Raw genomic sequence first — 18,926 nt, forward strand, 5'->3', positions numbered from 1 at the left:
AGTGTACCCTTCCGCGGCAAGTGGAGCCACTAGTTCCAGCCCGGTATTATCCACGATCGTGTGCATTTTCCGCGAAAAGGGAAGGTATCTGAGCACGAATCCGAGGGTTGAATAGCCTCGCGGTCGGGGACTCGAGTAATGACCGAGATCATCGACGGCAACGCCGTCGCGAGCGAGATACGCGACGACTTGACAGACGCCATCGAGACGCTCGCGAACGCCGGGTCGCGACCCGGCCTCGCGACCGTGTTGATGGGCGACGACCCGGCCAGCGAGACGTACGTGAACATGAAACAGCGCGACTGCGAGGAGGTCGGCATCGAGAGCGTTCACGTCGATGTCGACGGCGACGCCCCGGCGGAGGAGCTGTTCGACGAGATCGCCGCGCTGAACGAAAACGATGACGTACACGGCTATATCGTCCAGGCACCCGTCCCGGATCACGTCGACTACCGCGAGGTCATCCGCCGGGTCGATCCCGCGAAGGACGTCGACGGCTTCCACCCCGAGAACGTCGGTCGGCTCGTCGCCGGTGACGCCCGCTTCCGTCCCTGTACACCACACGGCGTCCAGAAGCTCCTCGAGTCCGCCGGAGTCGATCTCGAGGGGGCAGACGTGACGATCGTCGGCCGGTCGGACATCGTCGGCAAACCGCTCGCGAACCTGCTGATCCAGAAAGCCGAGGACGGCAACGCCACGGTGACGGTCTGTCACTCTCGAACCCAGGATCTGGCGGCAAAGACCCGGAGCGCCGACGTCGTCGTCGCCGCTGTCGGCGTCCCCGAACTCGTCGACGGCTCGATGATCGACGACGGCGCGGTCGTGATCGACGTCGGCGTCAACCGCGTCGACGCCGACACCGAGAAGGGGTACGAACTCGTCGGCGACGTCGAGTTCGAGAGCACAAAGGAGAAAGCGAGCGCGATCACGCCCGTTCCCGGCGGCGTCGGCCCGATGACGCGTGCGATGTTGCTCTATAATACGGTGAAGGCAGCGAGTTTACAGGAAGGAGTCGACGTCGACCTGCCCTAACCCGTCGTTTTTCGAGTCTCCGTTTCGTTACTCGAGGCTGCCGGCTTCCAACTCCTCGAGTCGGTCTTGGGCCTTCATGACGGCCAGTTCGTCGCCGCGGACTCCGTTCGCGAGCTCGCGTGTGGCCTGAACCAGCCGTTCTGCCGTCCGTGGACTGACGTCGCCGTCGAGCATCCGAACGCGTTTGACGTGTTCGCCGAGCGTCTCGAGGGCGGTTCGTTCGGCCGCCGTAAGCTCGCGGTCGTCGGCCCAGGTTCGGATCTCCCGGCGGTACTCCCTGACCGCGTTGGCGTAGGCGAGTCCGCGGCCCGCCCGCAGCGTCCGCGGAACCCCGTCGGGCGGCGGGCGCTCGTCGTCGTCGGCGTCGCGCAACAGCGAGAGGAAGTACAGCGCTTCGCGTTCCTCGAGATCGCGTTCGCGGACGACGATATCGGCGACGTGGAGCAGTTCGGTCGCCGCGAGATAGGTGTCGTCGAGGTCACGGAGATCGCCGGCGTTGACGAATCCGCGACGGCGGACGTACTCGCGACAGCGGTCTCGAGCCCGCTCGGCGAGTTCGTCGGTCGCCCCCTCGTCGATGTCGGCGCGGACCGGAGTGAGATCGAACTCGACGCGGAGATCCGTGTGTTCGGTTCGCTCGTCGAGACCGACGCTGTGGAGGCTTCCACAGGCGGGACAGCCGATGCTTCCGGTCTCGTAGTACGACCAGCGGGTGCCACACTCGGTGCACTCGCGTTCCCCGCGAATCTTCATGAGCCACGCTAGGCCGGCCGAGCGGAAAGTCCCACTGATCACGGGCGGCCGATCGTGAGCCCGCCAGCGGCCACGCCGCCGAGATAGACGGGGAACATCAGAAAGCGGATGCTACAGTGAGCGTACACCGTCGCGACGGCGAGCGTTCGTCTATCGCTCGAGATCGCGTCGACGGTTCCGTAGAAACCGTCGAGCCGGGATCTGATCGCACGAGCCTCGAGCCGCCGGCGAATCATACGGATTGCTGCAACTGTCCCGATTCGAGGATCGTCACTGGACGAAACACGACGTTCCACAGGTGATTAACGTACGGCAACTGCAGGCCGCACTGAAACCAGCGGGAACGTTCTATCCAGGAATATGTCCCACCCCAGATTCAACAGGCGGAAGTTCATCGCTGCGGCAGGTACAGCAAGTGCGCTCGTTCTGGCCGGATGTGCCGACGAAGGTCCCGGCGAGGAAGAAGACGACGCGATGGACGACGACCCCGCAGAGGAGGAAGATCCGGACGAAGAAGAAGATCCGATGGACGAGGACGAAGAGGAAGATCCGGACGAAGAAGAAGACGAAGCCGAGACGTACACGCTGACGGTCACCGTCGAGGACGACGAGGCCGAACCCGTCGAAGGGGCGACCGTCGAGCTTCAGGAAGACGGATTAGACGACGAAGACGACGAGGACGACGATGCGATGGAGGACGACGAAGACGACGAGATGGACGACGAAGACGACGAGATGGACGACGAGGATGACGATGCGATGGAAGATGACGAAGACGACGAGATGGACGACGACGAAGACGCCGAAGAGTGGGAAGAAGAAACCGACGAGGACGGACAGGCCGAGTTCGAGGACCTCGAGGACGGCGAATACGCGGTCGGTGCCGAATACGAAGGCGAGCAGGCCGTAGACGAGGTCGAGATCGACGGCGCCGACGAGGAGATCACGCTCACGCTCGGCGAGGAAGACGACGAGATGGACGACGGCGAAGACGACGAGGACGACGGGGTCTAAGCGATCGAACACCGCTAACGGATCGGGTTCGGTTTCCCGATGGTACTCGGCCGTGTCCCGTCTCACGATCAGACCCGATCGCGTTTCGCCACCGTTTCGGACCGGAACCATCCTCGACGATCACCCACGCCTCGAGCGACACGGGTGACGTTCGAACCACGCATTTTTGACATCCGTTGGCCGACACTGTCGGACAGAAGACAGCGAGACGTCGGTCGCGAACTCGAGGTCGTCTCGTGGGTGCCAGCCCCAGGAGAGCGACTGACTTGCAACTCGAGTCACCCCCGCGGATTATCGTCGCCACCGTCGTGACGCCGATACCCGAGGACCTGCTCCCGCGGGCTTTTGTCCCTCGTCGTCCATCTCTCGGTATGCGCGACGAAGCGGAGATCCGCGAGCAATACGAGTTTCTGAAAGAACAACTCGAGAGCGAAGAGATGCGCCACGACGGCGTCGAATCGATGTTTACCCACTATAAACGCGCACTCGGGTGGGTTCTCGAAGAAGAGCACATGTGATCGCGCCTCGGAGCGACGGCGGGTGACCGAAGCAATCACGCAGGTCCTCGAGTGGCCACAAACGCCTCACAGACATATCACGTTCCGAGAGTGTGTCGTTACCTTTAAGAGGAACCAGCGAAATCTTTCTGTTGACGCTTCGCTTGGAGGGCCGAAGCGTCAGCGGGGACCAATTCAGGGCGGCAAGCGATCGCGTGACTTTTTCCGTCACGCGATCTGCTTTCCTGTTTCCGTATCTTGTACCGGTGAGCCGATGCTCGCGTATCTTGTACCGGTGAGTCAACGCTCGACTCGAGTCCCGGATATCGTTACAGTGTTGCGATCGAGTGGTTGCAAACACGATATAATTATCCCGAGAGATAATGAACGTACTGTAAACATGAACTCCGTGTTAGGTGTGGGTTGCGGATCTACTCATCATGGCCGTTATCATTTCTCTCGGGCTGGATAGCGTTTTGTTGCGGGCAATATCCCGGTTTCGATCATAGCAACCCGATAGCCTTATTAAAATTCGACAGTAAGTACGAGTGGTACTTTCCCAATGTACGACCTGACAGGATTCCAGCGTGACTTGCTGTTCGTCATCGCTGGCGAGGATGAACCCCATGGACTGGCGATCAAAGAAGAACTCGAGGAGTACTACGAGAAAGAAATCCACCACGGGCGACTCTACCCCAACCTCGACACCCTCGTCGACAAGGGCCTGGTCGAGAAGGGCCGTCGCGACCGCCGGACGAACTTTTACACGCTTACTCGTCGCGGTCGGCGTGAACTCGAGGCCCGGCGTGAGTGGGAATCCCAGTACGTCGACCTCTGATTACAGTCACTCGAGTGTTACTTTTGGCGGATTCGAACGATCGACTACCGTTGAGCGCTACGTCTGTGTAGTTCTGGCGGGTCGGACGTCGATTGCCGCCGTAACCACGTAACTCGTTGTCATGGGCAGTCGAATGGAAGAACGTCGAGTGAACGGAGCCCTGGTGCAGGGCGGATGGCCACTCGACGAGGCGATCGTCCGAATCGCGTTGGCGAGGACGCTCGAACTGTTTCTCGGCCTCGAGCGCGAGGGGATGCGCTCGACGGCGGAGTTCGCCATCCTACCGTTCGTCATCTATTTACCTTACAACGGCGGAGGGCGACTGTCCCGCATGGACGAGTACTTCGATATCGTCGCCGAACTCGAGTCGGCTGCCGTCGATCTCTCCGCCGATCAGGTCTTCCGTCTGATCGCGGACGACGACGTGCGAACGACCATCCGATTCTTGCGCGGTCGTTCGGAGACGACGCTTCCTCGACTCGCTGCGGTCCTCGCAGCCGTGCCCGCGACCGAGACGGGAACGATCGCGACGGAGGCCGACTACGAGAACGCACGGATCTCCCTCTATCACGCGACGCTTCCTCGACTGGACCACCACGGCCTCCTCGCGTTTCACCCCGAAGACGGCACCGTCGACGACGTCTCGATCCCGCCGGCAATCTACTCGTGTATGGACGTCGAAACGGAGTGATGATGGGGCTACGCGACGCCATCGACGCCGTCGAACGACGTCGAAAGCGACTCGAGGTCTACACGGACGATCCCGAGATCGCCGACGAGCTGGCGACGCAGTTCGAAACCCGAAACGTCGACGTCTCACACCGGTCGCTGGGTGCGCTGGACGTGACTGGATTTGTGGTCGTCCGTAGTGGCGACGGCGAGTTCCGCGGTGCACTCGGGATCGAGCAGTTCGATGCGATCCTCTCGCCGGAGATCAACCCGTCGTGGGAGTTCACGGACGCCGCCGTCGAGACGCGCGAACTGTTCGACTTCCTCGAGAACACCGTGTTCAGCGCCTACGATCGCCGTCAGATGCTCACAGCGGCTCGCGAGATCGAAGAGCGCGCCTGGCGTGTCGGTGGCGGAACGCTGTACGTGGGATTCCAACGACGGGACGCTCTCGCCGATCAGAAAGACGTCTACGAACGGCTCGCGACCCACAGGTCGGTGACGGTCACCGTCTTCATCGACGACGAGTGGGACGATCCGTTCGACGACGTCACCGTCGTCACCGACGCAGACGGGGAGATCGGCGACGTCTGGTTTCTCGTCTTCGATGGCGCCGAAAACGCCCTCCAGAAGTGTGCGCTGGTCGCCGAGCAACGGGGCCCAGACCGGTACTACGGGTTCTGGACGTACGATCCGGAGATCGTCGACGACCTCCTCGAGGATCTCGAGTCGACGTACGACCTCGGGTGACGGCGGCCGGACTCGCTGCTGTGGAGCGACACGTGTTCCGTCTCGCACGGATTGCTGTCCCGATGGACCGGCACACCCGCCGCCTGGATCGCGAGTGCGCAAGAACTGACTGACAGGAACCCGTCTCAGTCTCCCCGAAGTTCTTCGATGTGGTCGATACGCTGCTGGACGAGGTCGGGTTTACCGATGTCGTGGCGGACGTGTAGTCCGTCGTCGCCGGCGACCGCGAGGGCGTCCTCTGCGATCTCTTCGGCGTCGGTGATCGTGTCCGCGACGCCGACCAGGGCGAACGATCGCGAGGTCGTCGTGTAGATGCCGTCCTCGCGATCGTCGACGTCATCAGAACTCGAAGAGTTCTGATTGCCCGAAGAGCTCCACTCTTCGACGCTCGCGTAAAACAGCAGAGCGTCGCCCGCGCTCTCTTCGTCGACCTGCACCTTCGCACCCGCGTCCGGGTCCGTCGGATACCCCTCCGGCACGGCGTACTTACAGACCGTGGCCTGGTCGGCGAACTCGAGTTCCGGCACCGCCTCGCCGTCTCGTGCGGCCGTCAGTACGTCGAGAAAGTCGGTCTCGAGGACTGGCAGCGTGTTCATGGCTTCGGGGTCGCCAAAGCGGGCGTTGAACTCGATCACCTTCGGTCCTTCGCTGGTCAGCATGTACTGGCCGTAGAGGATGCCCCGATAGTCCGCTAAGGCGTCGACGGTCGCCTCGATGATCGAGACGGCCTCCTCGTAGTCCTCCTCGTTCATGAACGGCAGTTCGCGGGTCGCGTCGGAGTAACTGCCCATGCCGCCCGTGTTCGGCCCTTCGTCGCCCTCGTAGGCGCGTTTGTGATCCTGGACGGCGGGAGCGGTCTCGAACGTCCCGTTGGCGACGAACGCCTGGACCGTAAACTCCTCGCCGATCAGTCGCTCCTCCAAGACGATCCGGTCGTAGTCGGACTCGCGGATGTACGCTTTGCCCTCTTCGGCCGTGATCTGATCGCCGATCACCTTCACACCCTTGCCGCCGGTCAGCCCGGCCGGCTTGATCGCGAGGTCGCCGTCGTACTCGTCGATAAACTCACAGGCGGCTTCCATATCGTCGAAGGTCTCGAAGTCCGGACAGCCGGGGACGTCGTTTTCGGCCATGAACCGGCGCTGGAACGCCTTGTCCGTCTCGATACGGGCATCGGCTTCCTTCGGGCCGAAGGCGTAGATCCCGGCGGCCTCGAGTTCGTCCGCGACGCCCGCCTCGAGTGGTGCCTCGGGGCCGACGACGGCGATAGTCGCCTCGACTTCCGTCCCGTACTCGACGACGGCTTCGGGATTCGTCGTCTCGAGAGTCTCGAATCCGGCCGCGATCTCTGCGATACCCGGGTTTCGGTTCCCTGCACAGGCGTAGATGTCGGCCTCGCTATCCGCGAGCGCGCGGGCGATAGCGTGTTCGCGGCCGCCACCACCGATCAGAAGCACGTTCTCTCGCATAGTCGATAGCGGAACGCACGAACCTGTAAGCGTTACCCTTTTGGCGAGTAGAATGTGTGCACGGACGTGGGCATCGACGACGGAACTCGCGTGTCAGAGCCGAGAGTCGTGTGCCGAGAACGGGGGCCGTCGGTCACCGCTCGAGGATCTCGACGCCGGTGATCTCGAACCGCGCGCCGCCGTCGACCCCCTCACAGAGTTCGATCGTCCAGCCGTGAGCGGTGACGATCTCTTCGACGATACTCAGTCCCAGTCCGGTCCCCTCGCGGGAACTCGTATACCCCCACTCGAAGACGCGCTCGCGGTCGTCTTCGTCGATCCCCGGACCGTCATCTGCGACGTAAAAGCCGTCCTCGAGGTCGCCGATCGTGACCGTCACGTCGTCGCCGCCGTGGTCGATCGCGTCTGCAGAACTGTCTGGTTCTGCATGGCTCGTAGAGCCGTGCTCCACGGCGTCCTCGGGAGTTTGTGACCGAGGGCTCGTCGAACCGTGTTCGACGGCGTTGCTCACGAGGTTCTCGAGGAGTTGCTCGAGACGGCCGCCGTCCGCGCGGACCGTCTGCGTCGTCTCGATGTCGAGTGTGGCCTTCGACGTTTCGACGTGTTGCCAGCACCGTCGCGCGGCGGCCTCGAGCGAGACCGGCTCGTCATCCGTGACGCGTTCGCCTTCGCGTGCGAGCGAGAGGAGATCCGTGATCAGTCGCTCCATTCGATCGTGTGCGTCCGACGCGATCGATATCGCTCTGTCGGCGTCTGTCGGCGCGTCCGTGCCGGTCACTTCCTCGTTGCCGTCTCCGTCGCGTAGGAGCTCGAGTGCACCGCTGGCGACGTTCAGCGGATTGCGAAGATCGTGGGAGACGATGCTCGTGAACTCGTCGAGCCTGGCGTTCTGTCGTTGGAGTTGCTCCCTCCGTTCTTCGCGCTCGGTAACGTCGTAAGAGAGTCCGACGACGCCGGTGACCGCTTCGCCATCGAAGATCGGCTGGTACCACGACTCGAAGGTCACCTCGTGGACCTCGACGATCGTACTCACCGGCTCACCGGCCAGCGCCCGCTCGCTGTGCTCGAGTATCGCCGGAACGTCGGCGTACAGGTCGAACACCGATTCGCCGACGGCCTCACCCGGCTCGAGACCGACCCGTTCGAGCGCCCGCCCCTGTGACCGGGTGAACACCCCTTCGTCGTCGAACGCGAAGAAGACGACTGGCACGTGCTCGAGGACGATCTCCAGGGCGTTCTCGAGTTCGATCAGTTCTCGCTGACGGCGTTTTCGTTCCGTAATGTCGCGCGTGATGACGACGAACCGGTCGTCGTCGGCGCCTCGGAGCTTGGCGACGTGTACTTCCGCGGGGAACGACGATCCGTCGTCGCGTTCGAACCGCGTTTCGACGTGGCGGCGATCTCCGACGTCCATCTCGGCTAGCGTCGCTCGAATCTCGTCAGGATCGAGCGATCGATCGACCTCCCAGATCTTTCGGCCGACGAGTTCCTCCCTCGACTGGCCGAGCGCCTCACAGAAGCGACGGTTGACGTCGAGGATCGTCCCCTCCGCGTCGTGGACATCGATCATGTCCGGGGAGTGTTCGACGAAGTCCTCGAGTCTGCCTACGAACGGTCTCGTCCGACGGTCCTCGCAATCGACGGCGGCAATCACGCGCCGGGCGATCGACTCACAGCGGTCGGCTCCGTCGCCGGCGTGGACGTACTCGGTAACGCCCGCCGAAATCGCCTCGCTGGCGAGCGCTTCGGATCCGTCCTCTGGACACAGTACGAACGGGAGGGCTGGATACGTCTCGCGGACCGCCTCGAGCAACGCGACACCGTCCATCTCGGGCGGATCGTGGCCCGAAACGAGACAGTCGACGTCGGTTTCGGCCAGCGCCTCGAGTGCGGTGGGAACGGAGTCGGTGGCCCGTACGTCGAGGCGACTGTCGACCGCCTCGCTCGTGTCACCAATTCGATCCGCGGAGTCCACGCCGACGGAGAGAACGCGGATCGAGTCATCCATGCCAATCGTATGAACTCGACGGGCAAAAGCCGTTCGTGCGGTATTTCGGTCGAGCGCCGACAGGGTCGGGGACCGGTCTTCGCCCGGGCCGTCGGGCGGTGGCGGGGAGGAGCGAACGGGATCGCCCCATCACCCAGTCGAACCAACAGTTTTGAGCGAGGGGTTCGTGGTACCAGCTGACACTCCGGAGGTTAGTAATGACTGACACAACCGACATCGAACGGACGATCGACGCAAACGACGTAGAGCTCGTGCGACTGCTTTTCGTGAACAACAGCGGCGTGCCTCGCGGGCGCGTACTCGACGCCGGCGACGTCGACGCGATCTTCGAGGACGGTGCGAACCTCACGAAAGGGATGCAGTCGTTCAACGCCCTCGACGCCCTCGTCCCCGACGGGACGTTCGGCCCGGTCGGGGAGATACGGGTGGTCCCGGACCCGGAAACGTTTCGGGTGCTCCCCTACGCCGACCGGACCGCGGTCGCGCTGTGTAACATGTACGAACTCGACGGCACGCCGTGGGACGCCTGTCCGCGCTCACGTCTCGAGTCGTACCTCGCGGAGCTGACCGACGACGGCCTCGTCCCCACCGCAGCGTTCGAGGGTGAGTACTACCTGGCACGCGAGCCCGAGGAGGGCGACGGGCTCGAGCCGTTCGACGACAGCACCTGCTTCGCAGTCGACGGGATGGATTCGGCCCACGACGTCACGCTCGACACCGTCGACGCGCTGAAAGCCCAGGGACTCGGGCTCTCGAACTACTACCCCGAGTACGGCCCGGGCCAGCAAGAGCTCGTGATCGAACACGACGAGGGGATCGCACCGGCGGACAACCACGTCCTCTACAAGGCCACCGTCAACGCGGTCGCCCGCCAGCACGGCCTCGAGGCCACGTTCGCGCCACAACCGTTCGACGGCCTTCCGGGCAGCGGCTGTCACGTCCACCTCTCGCTGTGGCGCGACGACGAGAACGTCTTCGCCGACCCCGACGGCGACGGGCCGTACGGACTCAGCGAGTTCGGACGACAGTTCGTCGCGGGCGTCCTCGAGCACGCGCCCGCGCTCGTCGCGCTCACCGCGCCGACGGTGCAGTCGTACGACCGCCTCCAGCCGGGCATGTGGGCGTCGGCGTTTACCTGCTGGGGGCCGGACAACCGCGAGGCCTGCGTCCGCGTCCCCTCGACGAACTGGAGCGACGAGACCGGATCGACGCGGATCGAGTACAAGTCCTGTGACAACACCGCCAACCCGTATCTCGTCGAACTGGGTCTGCTCGCCGCCGGGATGGACGGCGTCGAGCGCGGTCTGGACCCCGGCGAACCGCTCGACCGGGACCCCTCGGCGCTCTCCGAGGACGAGCGAGACGCCCGCGGCATCGAGCGCCTGCCCGAGACGCTCGCGGACGCACTCGACGAACTCGCCGCCGACGACGTCCTTCGCGACGCACTCGGCGAGACGCTCCACGAGTCGTACCTCGAGGTCAAACGCAGCGAGTGGGAGGCCTCCGTCGACGAGGACGGCGAGTGGACCGCCGACTACCTCCTGCGGGCGTTCTGAGCGCTCGATCTCCCCGGTCGATCCGGGTTACCGCGGTATCGAACGAACTACAGCCGAACGGACACCATCACGGATGACGACCAGATGAGCGACGAACACGGACCGACCGAGACGACGAACGGAGCGACGACGAACGAGGGGCGCGCCGACGGAACGGGCGACGGACTCTCCGCGGCGGAGCGCGCGGTCGTCGAGCGCGGGCGCGAGTGGATCCGCGAACACGAGACCGAACTGGAGGAACTGCTCGTCGCCCTCGTCGCCCGACCGAGCGTAACGGGCGCAGAGGGGACAGCCGACGATCCGGAGACAACCGTCGGCCACCTCCACGAGTTCCTCGCGGACCGCATCGAGCGGGCCGAGCTGACGACCCAGCGGCTGACCGACGTCGGGAGCGCGAGCGAGCCGCGGGACAACTGTTATGCCGTCCTCGAGGGGGAAAGCGACGAACTGCTCGTCTGTACGAGCCACACCGACACCGTTCCGCCCGGCGACTCGACCGACTGGCCGAACGACGATCCGTACGAACTGGCCAGGGGGGTCGTCCGCCGACCCGAACCCGAAACCCTCGAACTCCGCGTCGGCGACCGGGTCGAGACGCGCTCGATCCGCGGCCGATACGATCGGATCTGGCGTCGTCGAGCCGAGGGCGACGACCGCGGTGGCGGCGAGAGTTCAGCCGACGAACGGGAGGTCTTTGTCGGCCGCGGCGCCTACGACAACAAGGCGTCGATCGTCTGTCTCGTCGGCTCGCTGCTCGCACTCGAGGCTGCTCTCGGGGACGACGCCGAACTCGACGGGACGCTCGTCCACGGCCACCTCGTCGGCGAGGAGGTCGCCCAGGAGGGCGCAAAGGCGATGGTCGGTCGCAAGGGGTATCCCGACTGGCTCGGCGACCGGTATCCCGACCCGAGCGGCGCGGCGGTCGTCCTCGAGGGATCGTACGGCTTCGTCCCGGCGATCGGTCACCGCGGGCTGGCGTGGATCAGCCTGCGGGCCGAGGGTGAGTCGACCCACGCCTCCACGCCCCACCTCGGGCGCAACGCCGTCCTCGGGACCGCCGAGGCGCTCGCCGGCGTGCGCGATCGGCCGTTCCGGAACGAACTGGTCGAGCCGTTCCGCGAGGACGAACTGCTGGGCGATCTCACCGTCGCGGCCGGAACGACGATCGCCGGCGGCGACGTCCGGCGCGTCGAGGACGGCGTCGTCGACCGCGGCGGCGTCAACTCCGTTCCGGACTGGTGTGAGACGACGTTCGACGTCCGCTTTCCGCGCTGGGCGTCGTTCCCCGACGACCTCGAGTCGGTCCGTGACCACCTCGAGACGACGATCGAGTCGCAGGCGGCCGACCGCGCGCCGGACGTCGAGTTCGAGGCGGAGATCGACCCCGAAGAGTTCTTCCCGCCGGTCGCCGTCGCGGCCTCGGAGGCCGACTCGTTCGACCACCCGCTCGTCGCGACGGCGATCGACGCGGCCCGCGGGACGTTCGGCTACGACCCCGGCGTCACCGTCGCCCCCGGCGTCACGGACGCGGCCTCCATCTACCACGGCACCAGGCTCCCGACGCTGGTCGAGTACGGCCCCGCGGGCGCGTGGTCCCACGAACCCCTCGAGTTCGTCGAGCGCGAGCAGGTCGTTCGAGGGGCGGAGGCGCTGCTCGAGTTCGCGGTGCGGCGGCTCGGCCTTTCGGAAAGGGAAACTGATCGTTAGAGATCGTACAGCCCCAACGCGTTCTCGCGCAACACGTTTTCGGCGACCGTCTCGGCGTACGATTCGGTGACGATCCCATCGGCGACGGCCCCCTCGAGCGTCGACGCGAGCGCGTCCCGGAACCGACGCGCCGCGAGAACGTACAGTTCGGGGACGGAGAAGCCGTCGCTGCCGTAGAGCAGTTTGGTCGTCGGCGCGAGCTCCATCGCGGTCGAGACCACCCGTTCGGAGCCGTGCTGGGCGAACGGGATCGCCAGCGAGAGGTCGAGGTAGACGTTCGGGTAGGTCGCGGTCACGTACCCAGCCTGGCCGACGTAGGGGTAGGCCCCGTGGAGGACGACGACCGACGTCTCTGGATGGGCCTCGATACACTCCACGAGGTGGGTCGGGTCGACGTACCGCGGGTGGGCGTCGGGGTCGCCGAATCCGGCGTGAAACTGGATCGGCGCGTCGTAGTCGGCGGCGACCTCGCACGCGCGATGGATCACGTAATCCAGCAGCCGCGGGTGCTCGAGGCGGCCGTCCCAGCCCGATCGGACGTCGGCGAACGCCGCCCGGGCGTCCGCACGGTCGACCGTCCCGACGTTCAGTCCGCGTCGGTAAGCGACGATGGTCTTCAGCGCGACGTACTCGCCCTCGAGAGCCGACGCCATCCGATCCACGAGGGCGTCTTCGAACGCCCCGAACTCGGCGTGGTCGTCGATCAACGACTCGGCCAGCGACTCGAGGCGCAACAGCGGGTAGACGTCCGCGTCGGTGTACTCGCGAAACTCGGCCGGCGACGTGTCCGGAAAGCCGTCGTCCGCGAGGATCACCTCGGTGTTCGTCGAGGCGATGCAGTCGCGGGTGTACTCATGGCGATCGACCGTGGCGCGGGACTCGAGCAGTTCCCGCTCGAACGCGTCGTCACCGGGGCCGGCGTCGACGTCGAACCGTTCGGCGAGGACGCCAAGCGCCGCCTGGTAGTTGAAGGTGTGTCTGGCGTCGCGGTACTCGAGGTCGCCCTCGGTGAACCACTGCGCGAAGCGTTCGCGGACGTCCGTCTCCGACAGCGGTTCGACGGGGTGGGCGTGGTTGTCGATCAGCGCCGTCGTTTCGATCGTCTCCCGAATCGTCATCGTGTCTCACTGTCTCGTGGTACCGTGTTGGAACTTACGTCCACGCGACGCCCTGCGCTCACCTGACCCGACACCTGGTCCCAGTAATGGCGGCCCGATGTTACGTTCCGCTGCGGTTCACATAATGGGACGAACAGTCCACGTCCCGGAAACCCTGCACAACAGTTAAGCACGTTCTGCACACATGTGTGTGCATGGGCGATACCGAGTATCGCAACGTCCGACTTACCGAGGACGCATACCGCCAACTCAAGCGCCGCAAGCGGGAGGGTGAGTCGTTCTCCGATACCGTCGAACGAATCGCAGGGGAACGGTCGCTGCTCGATCTCAAGGGAATGCTCACTGAGGAGGAAGCCGAGTCGATGCGCGAGGCGATCCACGCGCGGGACAAACGATCGCGCGACGAACTCGACCGACTAGCGGAGCGAATGGACTCGTGATCGTCGATACGGACGTTCTCATCGACATAATGCAGGATAACGATCGCGCCGTGGAGAAGCTGAAGGATCTCGAAGCACAGCGTGTTCCGCTCTGTGTTTCGTCGATGTCGCAGTTCGAACTCTATCATAGCGTCGAGCGAGTGAAACAATCTGGTGAGCGGCGACGACACATCGAGAGCGTACTCGAGACGAGACACGTCTACCCGGCCGACGCCGCAGTCATGAAAAAAGCCGGCCGTATCGACGGACGACTCGCGGCCGATGATCAGGCGATCGGGATCGGTGATACGATCATCGCCGCGACGGCGCTCGTTCACGAGGAACCGGTACTCACGAGAAACGTCGAGCACTTCGAACGGGTCGATGGACTCGACATCGAATCGTATTGAATCGACGGGGGCCTCCGTGTGTGGTTCAGGAACGCTAAAGAACCCGCGCGCGAAACGGCGTCACGATGCGACAGTACCTCGAGCTCGTCGAATCGGCTCTCTCCGGGGGTGTGTACAAGCCGAACCGGACCGGCGTCGACACCATCTCCTCGTTCAGCGAGCAGTACGAAGTCGACTTACAGGAGGGGTATCCCCTGTTGACGACCAAGCAGATGGACGGCTACCGGTGGAACTCGATGCTCCACGAAGTCTGCTGGTATCTCTCCGGCGAGGAGCACATCCGCGAGTTGCGCGAGGAGACGAAGATCTGGGACGCCTGGGCCGACGACGAGGGCCACCTCGACACCGCCTACGGACGGTTCTGGCGACGGTACCCGATCCCCGAGGGCGAGGCGCGACTCGAGGGTGAGTCCTGGCCCGACGAGACCCACCGCTGGGTGACCGAAGAGGAGGGCGGCCGACTCACGTTCGACCAATTGCAGTACGTCGTCGACACGCTCTCGGATTCGCCGAACTCGAGGCGGCTCGTCGTCAACGCGTGGCACCCGGCTAACGCCACGATTTCGACGCTGCCGCCGTGTCACTACTCGTTCGTCTTCAACGTCCAGGGCGACCGCCTGAACTGCCATCTCACCCAGCGCTCGGGCGATATCGCCCTCGGCGTGCCGTTCAACGTCGCGGCCTACGCCCTCCTGACCAAAGTCGTCGCGACCCAGACCGGCTTCGAACCCGGCACGTTCGCCCACACGGTCGTCGACGCCCACGTCTACTGTGGACGTGGCGACCGCGGCGAGTGGTACGCCGACAACCTCGAGACACTGCAAAGCCGGCTCGCCGACGTCGACGACCGTGAGGAGTACCGCGCGGTCCGCGAGTGGCTCGAGTCGGAAGCGCCCGCCGAAGCCGACGGCGAGAACGGCTACGACCACGTGCCGAACTTACTCGAACAGCTCACGCGCGAGCCAAACGAGCGGCCGACCCTCGAGCTCGGCGACGCCACGATCGACGACCTATCGTACGAGGACGTGGAGTTACACGGCTACGACTCCCACGCCCCGCTCACGTTCTCGGTAGCGGAATGAGCGACGATATCGATCCGGCGCGAGATCTCGAGACGCCGCTGGAGCTCGTCGGTATCGTCGCCGTCGCCGACAACGGGATCATCGGCCGCGACGGCGAGATGCCCTGGCACGTCCCCGCCGACCTCGCACACTTCAAGGAGACGACGATGGGCCACCCCGTGATCATGGGTCGGGTCACGTACGAGGGAATCCTCGAGGCGCTCGGCGAGCCGTTGCCCGGCCGGACGACGATCGTGCTGACGAGTCAGGATCTCGAGACGCCGGAGAACGCCGTCGTCGCCGCGAGTCTCGGAGAGGCGCTCGAGGCGGCAGAGCGCGCTGCGAGGGAGCGCCACGACGCCGACCGGATCTTCGTCGCCGGCGGGGCGACGGTCTACAGGCAGTTCCTGCCGGCACTCGAGCGGCTGATCGTGACCGAGATTCACGACGATCCCGACGGGGACACGCGGTTTCCCGAGTTAGACCGGGAGGCCTGGCGAGAGATGAGCCGGGACGACCGCGACGGGTTCGCGTTCGTCGAGTACGTTCGAGTCGCCGATCGGTAGCTCTTCGTCCGGCCGGAGTGTAGCCGAACGGATCGTGACGGTCGGACTATGATGGGGGACCAACCCAACGAATGACGGGTTCACATCGTTCTTATTGCAGAATTCGGCAGTTTCAAATGCGGCTAATTCGAACTCACTTTCATGGTAACCGAGGATTTCTCGGATGCGATCCGGGAGTTCGAACACGCCGGCGAAACGTATACGATAGCCGATCTGGCGGTTCTCGAGGAACGCGGTCTCTGCGATCTGGATTCGCTGCCCGTGAGCATCCGCATTCTGCTCGAGTCAGTACTGCGAAACGCTGACGGCGATCAGATCGACGCGGACTCGGTTCGCGCCGCAGCCTCCTGGGAGCCAGACGTGCCGGACGCCGAAGTTCCCTTCACGGTTTCGCGGGTCGTTCTGCAGGATCTCACGGGCGTTCCCGCAGTGGTGGACCTCGCAGCGCTTCGCTCGGCTGCAGACCGCAAGGGCGTCGACCCGACGGTCGTCGAACCCGAAGTCCCCTGTGACCTCGTAATCGACCACAGCGTCCAGGTCGACCACTTCGGCACCGACGACGCCTACGAGAAGAACGTCGAGATCGAGTACGAGCGCAACGAAGAGCGATATCGTGCGATCAAGTGGGCCCAGCAGGCCTTCGAGGACTTCGAGGTCGTCCCGCCGGGGACGGGAATCGTCCACCAGGTCAACTTAGAGCACCTCGGACGGGTCGTCCACGACCGCGAGGTCGACGGCGAGCGCTGGCTCGTTCCGGACACGCTCGTCGGCACGGACAGCCACACCCCCATGATCGGCGGCATCGGCGTCGTCGGCTGGGGTGTCGGCGGCATCGAAGCCGAAGCCGCGTTGCTTGGTCAGCCGATCAACATGTCCCTGCCCGACGTCGTCGGCGTCCGCCTCTCGGGTGACCTCCCCGAGGGTGCGACGGCGACTGACCTCGTCCTCCACATCACCGAGAAGCTCCGCGAGGTCGGCGTCGTCGACAAGTTCGTCGAGTTCTACGGCCCCGGCGTCTCCCAGCTTTCGGTGGCGGATCGGGCGACCATCGCGAACATGGCCCCCGAACAGGGCTCGACCATCAGCATGTTCCCCGTCGACGAGAAAACCCTCGAGTACCTCGAACTGACGGGTCGCGACCCCGAACACATCGACCTCGTTCGGGCGTACCTCGAGGAACAGGGCCTCTTCGGCGAGCAAAACCCCGAGTTCACCGAGGTCGTCGAGTTCGACCTGGGTGAGGTCGAACCGAGCCTCGCCGGCCACAAGAAGCCCCACCAGCGCATCCCGATGGGCGACTTAGACGAGCACTTCCCGAGTTTGCTCGAGGAGCAGGGCGTGCTCGGTCCGGGCGGGGAGCCCGCCATTAGCGATGGCAGCGGCGCGTCTGCGGCGGACGCGACCGACGCCGGCCCCGGCCTCGCACTCGAGGAGAAAGTTCCCGTGGAACTCGAGGACGGCACCGAGGTCGAGATCGGCCACGGCGACGTCCTCGTCAGCGCGATCACGTCCTGTACGAACACGTCGAACCCGTCCGTGATGGTCGGCGCTGGTCTGCTCGCGCGCAACGCCGCCGAAGCCGGACTCGAGGTACCCGAGTACGTCAAGACGAGTCTCGCACCCGGCAGCCGGGTCGTCACGGAGTACTTAGAGCGATCGGGGCTGCTCGAGGATCTCGAAGAACTGGGCTACCACGTCGTCGGCTACGGCTGTACGACCTGTATCGGCAACTCCGGGCCGCTGGCGGAACCGATCGAGAACGCGATCGAGGAACACGACCTCTGGACGACGAGCGTCCTCTCGGGCAATCGCAACTTCGAGGCGCGTATCCACCCGAAGATCCAGGCGAACTACCTCGCGTCCCCGCCGCTGGTCGTCGCTTATGGCCTCGCCGGGCGGATGGACATCGACCTCGAGGAGGATCCGATCGGTACGAACGACGACGGCGAGGAGGTCTACCTCGAGGACGTCTGGCCGGACACCGAGGAGATCCGCGAGACGATTCACGACAGCGTCTCCCCCGAGATGTTCGAGGAGAAGTACGCGAGCGTCTACGAGGGCGACGAGCGCTGGGAAGCGCTGGACGCGCCAACTGGCGACGTCTACGACTGGGACCCCGAATCGACGTACATCCGCGAACCGCCGTTCTTCCAGGAGTTCCCGCTCGAGGCCCCCGGCGTGGATAACGTCGAGGACGCCCGCGCGCTGTTGACGCTCGGCGACACCGTCACGACCGACCACATCAGTCCTGCGGGCCTGTTCGGCGAGGATCTGCCAGCGGGCCAGTGGCTGAAAGAGCGCGACGTTGCCCCCCACGAGTTCAACACCTACGGCTCACGCCGGGGCAACCACGAGGTCATGATGCGCGGAACCTTCGCCAACGTTCGCATCGAGAACGAACTGCTCGATGGGAAGGAAGGTGGTTACACGATCCATCACCCGACGGACGAGGAGACGACGGTCTTCGAAGCCTCCGAGCGCTACCGCGAAGATGAGACGCCGCTGGTCGTCATGGCCGGCGAGGAACTCGGCACTGGCTCGAGTCGCGACTGGGCTGCCAAGGGGACCGACCTGCTGGGCATCCGCGCGACCATCGGCAAGAGTTACGAGCGCATCTACCGCGACAACCTCATCGGCATGGGCGTCCTGCCCCTGCAGTTCGACGACGGCGAGGGCTGGGCGGAACTCGGCCTCGAGGGCGACGAGTACTTCCAGATCGAGGGACTCGAGGACGGCCTCGAGCCCAACGCCGAGTTGACGGTGACCGCCGAGGACGATGAGGGTGACGTCACCGAGTTCACGGTGACCGCACAGGTCGACACGCCGATGGCGGTCGAGTACGTCGAGAACGGCGGCGTCCTCCACCTGGTTCTTCGGAAACTACTCACCGAGGAACTGAACTGAGACGGTCGCTGTTCCCGACACACCCACCCCAGGGTCGCGGCTGTGTCGGTACTGACCGGCAGGAAACCGTACGAGCGCGTCGAGTCGACTCCCTCCGAACAGTCGACCACGGCGAAGGGTTGTCCGCGCGTTCGTATCGGGACGTTCACAAGATT

The 18,926-nt window shown here is 64.7% G+C and carries 18 protein-coding genes; 13 read left to right on the plus strand and 5 right to left on the minus strand.

Annotated features, from left to right (window positions below):
• Nucleotides 1–138 precede the first annotated feature (138 nt).
• The gene (locus tag FYC77_RS12975; RefSeq protein WP_149081923.1) at nucleotides 139–1,032 is read left to right on the plus strand and encodes a bifunctional methylenetetrahydrofolate dehydrogenase/methenyltetrahydrofolate cyclohydrolase; all 894 of its coding nucleotides are present in this window, start codon (nucleotides 139–141) and stop codon (nucleotides 1,030–1,032) included.
• Nucleotides 1,033–1,059: 27 nt separating this feature from the next.
• Here FYC77_RS12975 and FYC77_RS12980 read toward each other — a convergent pair whose 3' ends face one another.
• Nucleotides 1,060–1,785, minus strand: a complete 726-nt coding sequence (locus tag FYC77_RS12980) for a DUF7117 family protein (RefSeq protein WP_149081924.1) — start codon at nucleotides 1,783–1,785, stop codon at nucleotides 1,060–1,062.
• 38 nt (nucleotides 1,786–1,823) lie between these two features.
• Nucleotides 1,824–2,021, minus strand: coding sequence for a hypothetical protein (locus FYC77_RS12985; protein WP_149081925.1), 198 nt, complete (start codon nucleotides 2,019–2,021; stop codon nucleotides 1,824–1,826).
• 124 nt (nucleotides 2,022–2,145) lie between these two features.
• Between FYC77_RS12985 and FYC77_RS12990 the strand changes: the two genes are divergently transcribed.
• From FYC77_RS12990 to FYC77_RS13005, 5 genes are all read left to right on the plus strand, one after another.
• Complete coding sequence (locus FYC77_RS12990) at nucleotides 2,146–2,799, plus strand: hypothetical protein (RefSeq protein ID WP_149081926.1); 654 nt, start codon at nucleotides 2,146–2,148, stop codon at nucleotides 2,797–2,799.
• Between the two features lie 371 nt (nucleotides 2,800–3,170).
• Nucleotides 3,171–3,317, plus strand: a complete 147-nt coding sequence (locus tag FYC77_RS20495) for a hypothetical protein (RefSeq protein ID WP_200840386.1) — start codon at nucleotides 3,171–3,173, stop codon at nucleotides 3,315–3,317.
• Between the two features lie 541 nt (nucleotides 3,318–3,858).
• On the plus strand, nucleotides 3,859–4,134 hold the full coding sequence (locus tag FYC77_RS12995; protein WP_149081927.1) for a PadR family transcriptional regulator: 276 nt from the start codon (nucleotides 3,859–3,861) through the stop codon (nucleotides 4,132–4,134).
• A gap of 148 nt (nucleotides 4,135–4,282) precedes the next feature.
• A complete protein-coding gene (locus FYC77_RS13000) occupies nucleotides 4,283–4,825 on the plus strand; it encodes a DUF7344 domain-containing protein (RefSeq protein ID WP_149081928.1) in 543 nt (180 codons plus the stop codon).
• Entirely contained in the window at nucleotides 4,825–5,553 is a 729-nt protein-coding gene (locus FYC77_RS13005; RefSeq protein WP_149081929.1) for a DICT sensory domain-containing protein, read from the plus strand. Before FYC77_RS13000 ends, FYC77_RS13005 begins: the two co-directional genes overlap by 1 nt.
• Before the next feature lie 125 nt (nucleotides 5,554–5,678).
• Here the strand turns inward: FYC77_RS13005 and purD are convergent, their stop codons facing one another.
• Both purD and FYC77_RS13015 read right to left on the minus strand, forming a co-directional pair.
• Nucleotides 5,679–7,022: a phosphoribosylamine--glycine ligase gene (gene purD / locus FYC77_RS13010; protein WP_149081930.1), complete on the minus strand. Its 1,344-nt coding sequence runs from the start codon at nucleotides 7,020–7,022 to the stop codon at nucleotides 5,679–5,681.
• Between the two features lie 133 nt (nucleotides 7,023–7,155).
• Nucleotides 7,156–9,030, minus strand: a complete 1,875-nt coding sequence (locus FYC77_RS13015) for a sensor histidine kinase (protein ID WP_149081931.1) — start codon at nucleotides 9,028–9,030, stop codon at nucleotides 7,156–7,158.
• A 197-nt stretch (nucleotides 9,031–9,227) separates the two neighbouring features.
• On the opposite strand from FYC77_RS13015, the gene glnA2 reads away from it, so the two are divergent.
• Both glnA2 and FYC77_RS13025 read left to right on the plus strand, forming a co-directional pair.
• Complete coding sequence (gene glnA2, locus FYC77_RS13020; RefSeq protein WP_149081932.1) at nucleotides 9,228–10,586, plus strand: gamma-glutamylputrescine synthetase; 1,359 nt, start codon at nucleotides 9,228–9,230, stop codon at nucleotides 10,584–10,586.
• Between the two features lie 84 nt (nucleotides 10,587–10,670).
• The gene (locus FYC77_RS13025; RefSeq protein ID WP_149081933.1) at nucleotides 10,671–12,293 is read left to right on the plus strand and encodes a M20 family metallopeptidase; all 1,623 of its coding nucleotides are present in this window, start codon (nucleotides 10,671–10,673) and stop codon (nucleotides 12,291–12,293) included.
• Here the strand turns inward: FYC77_RS13025 and FYC77_RS13030 are convergent.
• A complete protein-coding gene (locus tag FYC77_RS13030) occupies nucleotides 12,290–13,411 on the minus strand; it encodes an amidohydrolase family protein (protein ID WP_149081934.1) in 1,122 nt (373 codons plus the stop codon). The genes FYC77_RS13025 and FYC77_RS13030 overlap by 4 nt on opposite strands.
• A 194-nt stretch (nucleotides 13,412–13,605) precedes the next feature.
• Here FYC77_RS13030 and FYC77_RS13035 point away from each other — a divergent pair, with 194 nt between their 5' ends.
• From FYC77_RS13035 to acnA, 5 genes are all read left to right on the plus strand, one after another.
• Nucleotides 13,606–13,851, plus strand: a complete 246-nt coding sequence (locus FYC77_RS13035; protein ID WP_149081935.1) for an antitoxin VapB family protein — start codon at nucleotides 13,606–13,608, stop codon at nucleotides 13,849–13,851.
• The gene (locus tag FYC77_RS13040; RefSeq protein WP_149081936.1) at nucleotides 13,848–14,240 is read left to right on the plus strand and encodes a type II toxin-antitoxin system VapC family toxin; all 393 of its coding nucleotides are present in this window, start codon (nucleotides 13,848–13,850) and stop codon (nucleotides 14,238–14,240) included. The genes FYC77_RS13035 and FYC77_RS13040 overlap by 4 nt, the downstream gene beginning before the upstream one ends.
• A gap of 65 nt (nucleotides 14,241–14,305) precedes the next feature.
• Complete coding sequence (gene thyA / locus FYC77_RS13045; protein ID WP_149081937.1) at nucleotides 14,306–15,322, plus strand: thymidylate synthase; 1,017 nt, start codon at nucleotides 14,306–14,308, stop codon at nucleotides 15,320–15,322.
• On the plus strand, nucleotides 15,319–15,867 hold the full coding sequence (locus FYC77_RS13050) for a dihydrofolate reductase (RefSeq protein ID WP_149081938.1): 549 nt from the start codon (nucleotides 15,319–15,321) through the stop codon (nucleotides 15,865–15,867). Before thyA ends, FYC77_RS13050 begins: the two co-directional genes overlap by 4 nt.
• Before the next feature lie 141 nt (nucleotides 15,868–16,008).
• A complete protein-coding gene (gene acnA, locus FYC77_RS13055) occupies nucleotides 16,009–18,771 on the plus strand; it encodes an aconitate hydratase AcnA (protein WP_149081939.1) in 2,763 nt (920 codons plus the stop codon).
• The last annotated feature ends 155 nt before the right edge of the window (nucleotides 18,772–18,926 follow it).

It is taken from the genome of Natrialba swarupiae (assembly GCF_008245225.1).
GTDB lineage: Archaea > Halobacteriota > Halobacteria > Halobacteriales > Natrialbaceae > Natrarchaeobius > Natrarchaeobius swarupiae.

What these genes read in the sequence shown, in the direction of transcription:
- FYC77_RS12975 (WP_149081923.1), top strand. Translation starts at nt 139, where the DNA reads ATGACCGAGATCATCGACGGCAACGCCGTCGCGAGCGAGATACGCGAC.
- FYC77_RS12980 (WP_149081924.1), bottom strand. Translation starts at nt 1,785, where the DNA reads ATGAAGATTCGCGGGGAACGCGAGTGCACCGAGTGTGGCACCCGCTGG.
- FYC77_RS12985 (WP_149081925.1), bottom strand. Translation starts at nt 2,021, where the DNA reads ATGATTCGCCGGCGGCTCGAGGCTCGTGCGATCAGATCCCGGCTCGAC.
- FYC77_RS12990 (WP_149081926.1), top strand. Translation starts at nt 2,146, where the DNA reads ATGTCCCACCCCAGATTCAACAGGCGGAAGTTCATCGCTGCGGCAGGT.
- FYC77_RS20495 (WP_200840386.1), top strand. Translation starts at nt 3,171, where the DNA reads ATGCGCGACGAAGCGGAGATCCGCGAGCAATACGAGTTTCTGAAAGAA.
- FYC77_RS12995 (WP_149081927.1), top strand. Translation starts at nt 3,859, where the DNA reads ATGTACGACCTGACAGGATTCCAGCGTGACTTGCTGTTCGTCATCGCT.
- FYC77_RS13005 (WP_149081929.1), top strand. Translation starts at nt 4,825, where the DNA reads ATGATGGGGCTACGCGACGCCATCGACGCCGTCGAACGACGTCGAAAG.
- purD (WP_149081930.1), bottom strand. Translation starts at nt 7,022, where the DNA reads ATGCGAGAGAACGTGCTTCTGATCGGTGGTGGCGGCCGCGAACACGCT.
- FYC77_RS13015 (WP_149081931.1), bottom strand. Translation starts at nt 9,030, where the DNA reads ATGGATGACTCGATCCGCGTTCTCTCCGTCGGCGTGGACTCCGCGGAT.
- glnA2 (WP_149081932.1), top strand. Translation starts at nt 9,228, where the DNA reads ATGACTGACACAACCGACATCGAACGGACGATCGACGCAAACGACGTA.
- FYC77_RS13025 (WP_149081933.1), top strand. Translation starts at nt 10,671, where the DNA reads ATGAGCGACGAACACGGACCGACCGAGACGACGAACGGAGCGACGACG.
- FYC77_RS13030 (WP_149081934.1), bottom strand. Translation starts at nt 13,411, where the DNA reads ATGACGATTCGGGAGACGATCGAAACGACGGCGCTGATCGACAACCAC.
- FYC77_RS13035 (WP_149081935.1), top strand. Translation starts at nt 13,606, where the DNA reads ATGGGCGATACCGAGTATCGCAACGTCCGACTTACCGAGGACGCATAC.
- thyA (WP_149081937.1), top strand. Translation starts at nt 14,306, where the DNA reads ATGCGACAGTACCTCGAGCTCGTCGAATCGGCTCTCTCCGGGGGTGTG.
- FYC77_RS13050 (WP_149081938.1), top strand. Translation starts at nt 15,319, where the DNA reads ATGAGCGACGATATCGATCCGGCGCGAGATCTCGAGACGCCGCTGGAG.
- acnA (WP_149081939.1), top strand. Translation starts at nt 16,009, where the DNA reads ATGGTAACCGAGGATTTCTCGGATGCGATCCGGGAGTTCGAACACGCC.